This is a genomic window from Streptomyces sp. NPDC054840, from assembly GCF_053611065.1.
Window position 1 is genome coordinate 1 of record NZ_JBSGZP010000182.1, and the last position, 11520, is coordinate 11520.

Here is an 11520-nt window from a genome sequence, read left to right on the forward strand (position 1 = left end):
GGCCGGGCCCGCGCGGAGGTCCACACGCGCGGCGCCCGCCTCCATTCCCTGATCCTGCCGGACCGATGGGGCCACACTGCCGATGTGGTGCTCGCCGCCCGCGACCCCGCCGCCTTCAAGGGCTCCGCGCGCTACTTCGGTGCGACGGTGGGCCGTTACGCCAACCGCGTCGCGCGCGGCCGGCTCGTCGTCGACGGCGTCACCCACCGGCTGGCCACCCAGGAGAACGGGCACACGCTGCACGGCGGTCCCGACGGGTTCGACCAGCGCGTGTGGCGGTGCGAACCCTTCCACTCCGCGCACCGCACCGGTGTCCGCCTGTTCCTGCACAGCCCCCACGGCGACCAGGAATTCCCCGGTGCCCTGAACGTCCGCGTCACCTACACGCTGGACCGGGACGACAACCTGACCCTGTCGTACCAGGCGGTCGCCGACGCGTCGACGATCGTCAACCTCACCAACCACACCTACTGGAACCTCGAAGGAGAGGGGTGCGGCAACGTCCTGTCCCACCACCTCCAGGTAGAGGCCCCCCTCTACACCCCCGTCGACGCCGAGTTGATCCCTGATGGCCCTCACCGCTCGGTCAGTGACACCCCGTTCGACCTTCGCCGGCACCGGCGGCTCTCCGACGTCCTGACCCATACGGATGGGCAACTGGCCCTCGCCGGCGGCGGCTTCGACCACAACTGGGTCCTCGATGGAACACGGCGAGCCCGTCCTCGGAAGGCCGCCGTGTTGTACGCCCCCACATCCGGCCGCCGCATGGACGTGCGCACCACGGAACCGGGCATCCAGGTCTACACCGCCCAAGGCCTGACCGGTGACATCACGGGCAAGGGCGGCAAGCCCTACCAGGCCTACGCGGGGGTCGCGCTGGAAACCCAGCACTTCCCGGACTCGCCGAACCGCCCCGACTACCCGACGGTCCTCCTGCGCCCGGGTGAGCTGTACCGGTCCACCACGATCCACAGTTTCACCACGGTCACCGCCTGAGAGGGGCGGCGCCGGCCGTATCCGCTGTCCGGTGCCGCAGGGGCACCGAACAGCGGCTTTCGCGCCCGCGGCACCTTCCTCGTACGACGTGCCATCGGTGCCCGGGGCCCGGCTTCCCACGGGGAGGGGGAAGCCCCCGGGCGGTGGGGGTCACGCGCCGGGGGGAGCGCTCCTGCGGGCCGTACTGGCGCGCACGATGAGCTCGGGCGCCACCACCAGGTGCGTCGACTCGTCGGTACGGCCTTCGATGTGGTCCAGGAGCAGCCCGATGCTGTCGCGGCCGATCGAGGCGAAGTCCTGACGGATCGTCGTCAGCGGGGGCGGGAAGAACTCCGCCTCGGGGATGTCGTCGAAGCCGGCGACCGCCACGTCCTCCGGCGTGCGCAGGCCCGCTTCCCGCAAGGCCCGTAGGACACCGAGGGCCATCTGGTCGTTGGCGACGAACACCGCGGTGAGGCCCGCTCCCCGCCCTCGTGACGCCAGGACCCGACCCGCGAGCTGCTGACCGGCCTGGTATCCCGACAGCGGACTCCAGTCGCCGCGCACCAGGGGCGGCACCTCGGCGCCGGCATCTCGTAGCGCGTCCTCCCACCCCTGTGTGCGGGCCTCGCTCTCGAGCCAGTCGGGAGGGCCTGCGACATGCCACACGGTGGCGTGGCCCGACGCGAGAAGATGCTCCGTGATCATGCGAGCGCCGAGGTTCTGGTCCAGCGACACCCCTGGCAGGTCCAGGGTGTGTCCGCCTTCCACGGTGACCACCGGGCACGGTGCTTCCAATGCCGCCAGGGCCCGCACCGCGGCGCGTTGGGGAGTGACGGCGACGATCCCCTCCACGCCCCACCCGGCGAGGTGCTGCATGGCTTCGGCGAGGGCTGTCTGCGTGGCGGTCCGAAGCGTGACGGCGGACGTCAGGTAGCCGCGGTCCCGAGCCGCCTCTTGCACTCCCGCCACGGTGCTGGCGGGCCCGTGCAGAGTGGTGTTCACCGCGATGACGCCCAGCGTGTGGGTCCGGCGAGTGGCCAGAGCCCGGGCTGCCGAGTTGCGGCGGTACCCCAGCTGCTCGATGACCTGGGTCACCGCGGCCCGGGTCTTGGCGCTGACGTTCGGGTGATCGCTGAGCACCCGTGAAACGGTCTGATGGGACACGCCGGCGACGCGCGCGACGTCCGTCATCGTGGGCGCTCGCGAGACGTCTGGGAGCTGGATCAACTCTCTTCCTTTCCTCATCGAGCGGCCTTCCCTCACGGTACCGAACCAGCCGCGGCCCGCACACGTCTCGGACCGACCGGGAGATTGCCGACAGGTATCGATGTTGGCGTTCACATTATGCAGCGGTGACCCCATGTTGTGGGCAGGAAACTTCTCGCAACTCTTGAGATTCCTGACTGTTAGCGCTCACAATTTGATCGGGGTAGCTGCGGTCCCGCAGCCGCGATGCCTAGCGCGGCCCCCGATCAGTCCAGCCCACTCATGCGCGCTGCGGGGCCTGCCGGGCGCCGGTCCCAAGAAGCCGCCGCGCATGTCGGAGAGACGGTGAGAGCGTAGTGAGCGAGACCATTCTCAAGGACCTCCGTCGCGAGGTCCTCGCGGCCAACCTACGCATTCCGGAGGCCGGTCTGGCCACCCTCACCTGGGGAAACGTCAGCGGAGTGGATCGAGACGCCGGCGTCTTCGTCATCAAGCCGTCCGGAGTCTCCTACGCCGACCTCACCGAGGACGACCTGGTGGCGGTGGCGCTGGAGGACGGGCGGGTCGTCGACGGGCACCTCAGGCCGTCCACCGACACCGAAACGCATCGGTGCCTCTACCGGGCCTTCCCCTCCATCGGCGGCGTCACCCACACGCACTCGGCGCACGCCGTCGCCTTCGCCCAGGCACGCCGCCCGATCCCCGTGCTCGGCACGACACACGCCGACACCTTCAACGGGCCCGTCCCCGTGACGGCGGATCTCACCGCCGAGCAGTGCGCGCAGGACTACGAGTACAACACCGGACAGGTGATCGTTGCCCGGCTCGACGGCGATCCCCGCCGGGCCGACGAGGTCCCCGGAGCGCTCGTCTCACGACACGGCCCCTTCACCTGGGGATCCACCGCGAAGGCCGCGCTGGAGAACGCCATCGTCTGCGAGGCCGTGGCGGAGATGGCGCTGCACACGCTGGCGCTGGGGTCCCGACTCGGGGACGCCTCCGAACCACCGAGGCATCTGCTGGAGCGGCACTTCACCCGTAAGCACGGACCGGGCGCCTATTACGGCAACACCCCGCACTCCCCGGGCGCTTGAGGCCGGGCACCGTCTCGGCGCCGCATGATCCGGCCCGACCGTCCGACAGTCGCCGCTCGGAGGACTGCGGGACCTCGCGCTGCGGCCTGGCCTGCGACGCGCTCGCCGTCGCGGGCGAGAGCCGCGGCGCCGAAGCCGACCAGGGCGGCCGGCTGAAGGCCGAGCAGCACGGACTGGACGCAGGCCGCCACGTGCGGGCTCAGGCAGGCGATCGACGTGACGGCGGCCAGCAGCAGCACAACGGTCCGTCACGGCGGCGCTGTTGCCGACGAGGGAGGGCAGGCCGAGCCTGTGTAGTCGCAGGCGTGGGTGTGGTGCGAGAAGCCGGTGGCGCTGTCGCTGGCCGAGCTCGACCGGATCCGCGGCGCCGAGGGGCCCCGCCGTCGCGGGCGCGGTGTTCCAGCACAGGTACGGCTCGGGGGCCAGGTACCTGCGCGACCGGATCGCGGCCGGGACCCTGGGCCGTCCGCTCGTCGCGCAGTGCGTCACGGCGTGGTACCGCGACGACGCCTACTACGACGTGCCCTGGCGCGGCACCTGGGAGAGCGAGGGCGGTGGTCCGACGCTGGGCCACGGCATCCACCAGATGGACCTGATGCTCGCGGTGCTCGGCGAATGGGCCGAGGTACGCGCGATGGCCGGCCGCCTCGAACGCGAAGTCCAGGCCGAGGACGTGTCCGCAGCCCTGGTCCGGTTCGAGATGCAGGACGAGGCGAGGCCCCTGAGCCATGGCGGTGCCGCAGGCCGTTGTGTGCCTGCGGCACCGCTCGGGCGGTGGGGTCAGGACGGGTCGCCGTACTGGAGGCCGCGTCCGTTGGTGCCGACATAGACGCGGCCGTAGGTGTCGGGGTCGCCGGCGATGACGCCGACGCCGCCGATGCTGCCCCACTGGTGGGCGTCGTCGTTGACGCGGAGCCAGGTGGCGCCCTTGTCGGTGGAGCGGAAGACTCCGGTGACGTCCTTGACGGTACCGATCAGGTACAAAGCCTGGTAGGCGCCTCCCGGCGCGGCCTTACCCAAGCCGAGGGCGGAGGCGGACTGCACCGTTTGGAGCGTGGTGAAGCTGCGGCCGCCGTCGGTGGAGTGCAGCAGCCCCCTGGCACCGTCGGCGATCCACAGGTCCCCGGCGATGCCGGGGACGGCCGTGAGCCGGCCGGCGGGCAGGTTGGCGGCGCGGGCGGTGAAGGTCGCGCCGCCGTCGGTGCTGGCGTAGAGCGTGCCGCCGGCCAGTGAGTAGAAGGTCTTGGCCGAGGAGCGGTCGGCGACGACCACGGCGCCGGTGCCCAGGCCGCTGACCTTCGACCAGCTCGCCCCCTTGTCGGTCGAGCGATACGGGGCCTGGCCGGCCTGGGTCCAGACGATGGCGGAGCCGTCCGCCGCGAGCGCGACATGGCCGCTGTCGGCGCTGCCCACCGGCTCTGCCTTGAAGCCGTTCCAGCTGCTGCCACCGTCGGTGGAGTAGGCGCCGTCCTGCGCGCCGCCACGGCCGACGCGGACCATCACCGAGGGGTTGGACTGGGCGAAGTCGATGTCGGTGCTGGTGATCATCATCGGATTGTCCAGCCGCCCTGCGGGCACCCTGGTAGGGGAGTCGTGGCGGAAACCGCCCAGGTCGCCCATGGCGCTGATGACGGTGGCGCCGCCGGGCGGGGCGATCACGTCCATCAGCGCGGTCTCCTCCAGCCCGCGGGCCCCCGCGGTCCAGTGGCTGGTGCCGCCGCTGTCGGTGGCGATGGCGTCCTTGCTGCGCCAGATGCCGCTGCCGGTGCCGTACAGCACGTGCCCGGAGTCGAAGGGATCGATGGCCAAGGCAGTCATCCAGTGCCCGATGCCGGTACCGACATAAGGAGCGGCGGAGGCGCTCCGCGCCGACTTCGCGGCCTGCGCCTTCCAGGTCGTGCCGCCGTCGGTGCTCCGGTAGAGCTCGTCCTCGGGCCACCAGCGGTCGAGGGTGGTGACCATCACCGTGGAAGGCTTCTGCGGGTCGACGGCCAGACCGGAGAAGCCGTAGCTGCCGCTGGACGGGGAGACGTTCTTCCACGCCCCGCCCGCCGGCGTGTACTTCCACACTGAACCCGCCGTCGCGCCGTTGGGTCCGACGGTGTTGGCGTACGTCAGGTACAGCGAGCCGTCACCGGAGAGCACGCCGTGCTGCGGCATCTGGCTGGTGGGCTGACCGGAGACGGCCTGCCAGGTGCTGCCGCCGTCGGTGGAGCGGTACAGGGAGGTGGACTTGTCGGCGACGCCGACATAGATCGTCTTGCTTCCGGCCGGGCCGTACGTCACGAAGGAAATGCCCGCGCCGCTGCTCGCCCCGTCCTTGACGGGGAACGATGAGACCTGGATCCATGTCACGCCGTGGTCGCTGCTGCGCCACAGACCGTTCTTGCGGGTGCCCAGCAGCAGGGTGCCGTTCTCTGCGGGGTTGATCGCCAGTCGTTCGCCCGCCCCGCGGCCGTCCTCGTTGGCGCCCAGCTTGAAGGGCAGGTCGGTGCGCTGGAAGGTGCGGCCCCGGTCCGTGGAGCGCAGGATCGCGCCGTTGCCAGCCCAGTTGTTGGTGTAGGTGCCCGTCGCGAGGTAGAGCCGCGCGGGGTCGACGGGGTCGGTGGCCAGCGAATCGATGCCGAGAAGGTTCCAGTCCTTCTCGCCGAGCCAGTCGGTCAGCGGGATCCACTGCTCGGCCGCGACGTCCCAGCGATAGGCGCCGCCCATGTCGGTGCGCGCGTACAGCAGACCCTTCTCCCGCGGGTTGAACACCAGCCCGGTGACGTAACCGCCGCCCACGACCTGCGCGTTGTTCCACGTGTACGGTCCGGCCCCGACCACCTGGGTCCCGGCTGTTCTCACCAGCTTCCACTGCTGGTTGGTGCTGCCCTTGCCGGGATACTGGATGACTCCCGCGCCGTCGGCCGTGGAGCCTCCGGAGACGTCCAGGACCTGGCCGCTCCCGCGGGAGGTGAAGGTGACGGCGTCGGAACCACTCACATCGTCGATCCGCCACTCCTGGGAGGTGGAGGAGCTGTCGGTCTGCTGCTCGGCGGCGGCCGTCTGGGCAGTCGAATTGCCCGCTATGCCCAGCACTTTGCCGCTGTTGCGGTTCACCAGCTCGTAGTAGCCGTCCCCGGTGGGTCTCAGCCTCCACTGCTGGTTGGCGGTGTTCTGATCGGTCCACTGCTGGATGCGGGTGCCATCGGCGGTCGAGAAGGCGTTGACGTCAATCACCTTCCCGCTACGTACGGAAATCAGCCTGTAGTAGGCATTGCCGTCGACCGTCGCGGCCTGCGAGTCCTCCTGCACGAACAGGAGGTACGGCACGAGGACGGCGGGCACGCCGAGCAGCAGACCGGTCGCGGTCCAGCGCCGGCGGTGACGCCCGCGGCGCCCGCCGTTCGTGGGGTTCTCCATGGGGGGTGTTCTCCTTGCATGCCACCAGAGGGAATGGTGGATCCAGCGACCGCAACGGCCGGGTCCGACTCCTTGTGGTCACAGGCCCCGCAAAGGGTTGCCTTGAGCCGGGAACTTTTATCAGGTCACCTCGTGGTGCGATAGGCGTTGATCAACGCGCGTTACCGGGCCGTCCAATTCGGCGCGGGCCGTTCCAGTGACCCAAGGCACAGGCTTTGGCCGCATACCCTTGCCGACACTAGGGTGTGGCGCCGTGCTCGGCGGATCGCTCCCCTGAGGGAGGTGGGAATGGGGCTCATGGATGCGGACCACACGGTGCTGGTCGTCGCGGCGCAGGCTGGTGACGATCGGGCGCGCGAGGAGCTGATCGCCGCGTACCTGCCGTTGCTCTACAACGTCGTCGGGCGAGCGCTGAGCGGACATGCCGACGTCGACGACGTCGTCCAGGAAACCCTGCTGCGCGTGGTGCGCGACCTGCCTGCCCTGCGTGCCCCGGAGAGCTTCCGGTCCTGGCTGGTGTCGATCACGCTCCGCCAGATCAACACCCACTGGCACCGGCAACGCACCTTCGCCGGCCGGACCACGGTCATCGACGAGGCACTCCAGATACCGGACGCCGGCGCCGAACCCGAGGACGTGACGATCCTGCGTCTGCATGTGTCGGACGAGCGCCGTCAGGTTGCCGAAGCCGGCCGGTGGCTCGACCCGGACCATCGGGTGCTGCTGTCGCTGTGGTGGCAGGAACGCGCCGGCTCGCTGAGTCGTGACGACATCGCCGCCGCGACAGGGCTCACTGTTCCCCATGTCGGAGTGCGCCTGCAACGCATGCGCGAGCAGCTGGAACTGAGCCGGACGATCGTCGCCGCGCTGGAGGCCGACCCGCGCTGTCCGCAATTGGACGAGACCGTCGTCGGCTGGGACGGTCTCCGTGCACCGGTGTGGCGCAAGCGGATCGCGCGGCACACCCGCGACTGCCCGGTCTGCACGGCGACGACGACAGAACGGGTTCCGGCCGAACGACTGCTCCTCAGCCTCGCGCCGCTGGCCGTCCCGGCCGGACTCCTCGCGGCGCTGGCCGCCAAGGGCCTGCTGTCGGGTACGGCCGCGAGCGCCGCCGGGCTGGCCACGGCACACGTCGCCGTCGGCTCGGCTACGGCTACGGCTACGGCTACGGCGGGAGGCAGTCTGCACAGCGTGCTGATCGGCAAACTCCACGCGGTGACCGCTCAACCGCTGGTGAGCCTCGCCACCGGCGCGGTGCTCATCGCCGGGACCGCCACCTACGCGACCTGGCCCGAACCGGCGCATCGGGAGCCCGGCGTCATCGCCGCTCCCACCGTCGGCAATCCCACGCCGGTCCCGTCGCGCACCACCACGTCGGTCGGACCGTCCCCGGTGAGTCCGTCCGCCGTCCCAGGCACTGTTCCGCTGGGCGCACAGTCGCTGGAGTCCGTGGACGACCCCGCCCTGTACCTCACGTATGCCGACGACTTCGCGACGCTCGGCCGAGTCTCCGCGTCCAGCAGCGCGCAGACGCGGCAGCGGGTCACCTTCGTGGTCATCCAGGGGCTGGCCGACACACGGTGCGTCACCTTCCGCGCCGCCGACGGCCGCTATCTGCGCCATCGAGACCTGCGGCTACGGCTGAGCACCAACGACGGCAGCGAACTGTTCCGTGAAGACGCCACCTTCTGTACGCACCCCGGAGCGGTCGCCGGGTCGGTAACCCTGCATGCGCACAACTATCCCGGATCGGTCCTCCGCCACCGCGACGGTGGCATCTGGCTCGATGGCTCCGACGGCACTCGGGCCTTCGCCGGCCAGGCTTCCTTCATCGTGCGCAGGGCCTGGGCCACCGCTCTTTGAGCATGTGGGACCGAGTCGCGCAGTGACAGCTGATGATCCTGCACCACGATCCTGCACCACGCCGTTCTCAACCCGGCAGTGAGCCGGTGATCAGGGCAGCGCGCCCTTTCCACAGGGACGACCAGACCGCGGGGCTGGGCATAACGCTTTTTGCCTGCGAGATGCATCACCGAGCAATCGTCCGGACGACGCGACTTTTTTGTTACGAGACCGCGAGTTCGGAGGCCTCCATATCGTGGGGCGCTTTCCCGCCGCTCACCATGCGTGCCGGCGTGGCGGTTCCCCGACTCTCCCGTTGACGTATCTCCTGAAGAAGGCCCCTCCCATGACGCGACATACCCACGAACCCCGGGCGACCGGTACGCAGGAACGGCGCCACGTCCTGCACCGCACCCAACCCGCGGCGGATCAGGCCGTACCGGCCGATGCGCGCACGATCACGGCACCCAGGGTGACCCGCGACCCCCGAGGAGAATCATGAAGGGCCTGCACCGGCTCGGCCGGCGTCGCCGGACGTTGACGATAGGACTGTCGGCCGCGGCGCTGGTGGCCGGTGTCGTGACGCTCCTCCCCAGCTCCGCCGGAGCTGCGAACCTGGGTACGCAGGCGGCCCCATCGGGCAGGTACTTCGGCACGGCTGTGGCCGCCGGCAGGCTCGGCGACTCGACGTACGCCGCGATCTCGGACCGGGAGTTCAACATGATCACCCCGGAGAACGAGATGAAGTGGGACGCCGTCGAGCCGTCCCGCGGCAATTTCAACTTCGGCCCCGCCGACCGGATCGTCAACCATGCCATGGCACACGGCCAGCGCCTGCGCGGCCACACCCCGGTCTGGCACTCGCAGCTCCCGTCCTGGGTCAGCTCCATCGGCGACGCGAACACGCTGCGCAGCGTGATGAACCACCACATCACCACCTTGATGAGCCACTACAAGGGCAAGATCTACGCCTGGGACGTGGTCAACGAGGCGTTCGCCGACGGCTCCACCCAGCACCGCAGCTCCGTGTTCCAGAACGTGCTGGGCAACGGCTTCATCGAGGAAGCGTTCCGCACCGCCCGGGCGGCCGACTCCTCGGCCAAGCTCTGCTACAACGACTACAACATCGAGAACTGGTCGGACGCCAAGACCCAGGGCGTCTACAGCATGGTCAAGGACTTCAAGTCCCGCGGTGTGCCGATCGACTGCGTCGGGTTCCAGAGCCACTTCGGCACCGACGGCCCGCCGTCCAGCTTCCAGACCACCTTGTCCAACTTCGCCGCCCTGGGCGTTGACGTCCAGATCACCGAGCTGGACATCGCCCGGGCGTCGGCCACCCACTACGCCAACACGGTCAAGGCCTGCCTGTCCGTGTCCCGGTGCACCGGCATCACCGTATGGGGCATCCGTGACAGGGACTCCTGGCGCAGTGGCGAAAGCCCCCTGCTGTTCGACAACAACGGCAACCCCAAGGCCGCCTACACCGCCGTCGTGAACGCCCTCAAGGCCGCCACCGGCACCACCGGCGGGACCAGTACCGGGGCGGTCAAGGGCGTCGCCTCCGGTCGTTGTATCGACATCAACGGCTTCACCACCGCCAACGGCACCCAGGCGCAGCTGTGGGACTGCAACGGACAGACCAACCAGCGCTGGACCCACACCTCCGGCAAGCAGCTGATGATCTACGGCAACAAGTGCCTGGAGGCCATGGCCAACGGCACCAGCAACGGCACCGCGGTGGTCATCGGGGACTGCAACGGCGGCGCCGGCCAGCAGTGGAACATCAACACCAACGGCACGATCGCCGGCGTCCAGTCCGGGCTGTGCCTCGACGCCGTCGGCGCGGCCACCGCCAACCGCACCAAGATCCAGCTGCACTCCTGCTGGTCCGGCAGCAACCAGAAGTGGACCGGCCTGTCCGGGACGTCGACCCCGACAACGCCCGCGCCGACGGGCGGCACGTGTGCTCTTCCGTCGACGTACCGATGGACGTCGACGGGTGCGTTGGCGCAGCCGGCGAACGGGTGGGGCTCGCTGAAGGACTTCACCAACGTGGTGTACAACGGCAAGCACCTGGTCTACGGGTCGAACGCGTCGGGATCGTCGTACGGCTCGATGATGTTCAGCCCCTTCACGAACTGGTCGGACATGGCGTCGGCCGGCCAGACCGGGATGAGCCAGCCCGCGGTGGCGCCCACGCTGTTCTACTTCGCGCCCAAGAACATCTGGGTGATGGCGTACCAGTGGGGTTCGTGGCCCTTCATCTACCGCACGTCGAGCGACCCCACCGACCCCAACGGCTGGTCCGCGCCGCAGCCGCTGTTCACCGGCAACATCCCCCGCACCGACTCCCCCACCGGCCCGATCGACCAGACCCTGATCGCCGACGGCCAGAACATGTACCTGTTCTTCGCCGGTGACAACGGCAAGATCTACCGGGCGAGCATGCCGATCGGGAACTTCCCGGGCAACTTCGGCTCGTCCTACACGACGATCATGAGCGACTCGGAGAGCAACCTGTTCGAGGCGCCGCAGGTCTACAAGGTTCACGGCCAGAACCAGTACCTCATGATCGTCGAGGCGAAGGGTGCGAACGGGCGCTACTTCCGCTCGTTCACGGCCTCCAGCCTGAGCGGTTCGTGGACCCCGCAGGCCGCCGGCGAAAGCAACCCCTTCGCGGGCAAGGCCAACAGCGGTGCCACCTGGACCAACGACATCAGCCACGGTGACCTGGTCCGCAACAACCCCGACCAGACCATGACCATCGACCCCTGCAACCTGCAGTTCCTCTACCAGGGCAAGTCCCCCACCGCGGGCGGCCCCTACGACCAACTGCCGTACCGGCCGGGTGTCCTCACCCTGCAGCGCTAACCTGCCCGATCCACGGTGATCGCGATTCGGGGCGGCCTGCCAGCGCGGAGGCGAGCGGTTTACGGCACGGGCAACTCCACCTGCTGACCGATACTCACCGCCTCGAGGAACCCCAGCCGGC

The 11520-nt window shown here is 69.6% G+C and carries 6 protein-coding genes and 1 pseudogene; 5 read left to right on the forward strand and 2 right to left on the reverse strand.

The window, feature by feature from the left end; translation table 11 throughout:
- The coding region (locus ACWGIU_RS15640) for an aldose epimerase family protein (RefSeq protein WP_453706086.1) at positions 1-996 on the forward strand (996 nt) is incomplete at its 5' end.
- 150 nt (positions 997-1146) lie between these two features.
- Here the strand turns inward: ACWGIU_RS15640 and ACWGIU_RS15645 are convergent.
- Entirely contained in the window at positions 1147-2223 is a 1077-nt protein-coding gene (locus tag ACWGIU_RS15645) for a LacI family DNA-binding transcriptional regulator (RefSeq protein ID WP_453706088.1), read from the reverse strand.
- A 317-nt stretch (positions 2224-2540) separates the two neighbouring features.
- Between ACWGIU_RS15645 and araD the strand changes: the two genes are divergently transcribed.
- A complete protein-coding gene (gene araD / locus ACWGIU_RS15650; RefSeq protein WP_453706090.1) occupies positions 2541-3278 on the forward strand; it encodes an L-ribulose-5-phosphate 4-epimerase AraD in 738 nt (245 codons plus the stop codon).
- Between the two features lie 303 nt (positions 3279-3581).
- Positions 3582-3978 (forward strand): annotated as a pseudogene (locus ACWGIU_RS15655) (Gfo/Idh/MocA family protein); the annotation flags it as partial.
- Positions 3979-4058: 80 nt separating this feature from the next.
- Here ACWGIU_RS15655 and ACWGIU_RS15660 read toward each other — a convergent pair.
- Positions 4059-6683 (reverse strand): RICIN domain-containing protein, encoded by a 2625-nt coding sequence (locus tag ACWGIU_RS15660; protein ID WP_453706092.1) that lies wholly within the window; start codon positions 6681-6683, stop codon positions 4059-4061.
- A gap of 288 nt (positions 6684-6971) precedes the next feature.
- On the opposite strand from ACWGIU_RS15660, the gene ACWGIU_RS15665 reads away from it, so the two are divergent.
- Positions 6972-8549 carry a sigma-70 family RNA polymerase sigma factor gene (locus tag ACWGIU_RS15665; RefSeq protein ID WP_453706094.1) on the forward strand — a complete coding sequence of 526 codons (1578 nt, stop codon included), beginning with the start codon at positions 6972-6974 and terminating at the stop codon, positions 8547-8549.
- Positions 8550-9026: 477 nt separating this feature from the next.
- Positions 9027-11399 carry a non-reducing end alpha-L-arabinofuranosidase family hydrolase gene (locus ACWGIU_RS15670; protein WP_453706096.1) on the forward strand — a complete coding sequence of 791 codons (2373 nt, stop codon included), beginning with the start codon at positions 9027-9029 and terminating at the stop codon, positions 11397-11399.
- Positions 11400-11520 lie beyond the last annotated feature (121 nt).

Excerpts from the sequence above, each read along its gene's own strand:
- ACWGIU_RS15645 (WP_453706088.1), bottom strand. The coding sequence starts at position 2,223 with ATGAGGAAAGGAAGAGAGTTGATCCAGCTCCCAGACGTCTCGCGAGCG.
- ACWGIU_RS15660 (WP_453706092.1), bottom strand. The coding sequence starts at position 6,683 with ATGGAGAACCCCACGAACGGCGGGCGCCGCGGGCGTCACCGCCGGCGC.
- ACWGIU_RS15665 (WP_453706094.1), top strand. The coding sequence starts at position 6,972 with ATGGGGCTCATGGATGCGGACCACACGGTGCTGGTCGTCGCGGCGCAG.
- ACWGIU_RS15670 (WP_453706096.1), top strand. The coding sequence starts at position 9,027 with ATGAAGGGCCTGCACCGGCTCGGCCGGCGTCGCCGGACGTTGACGATA.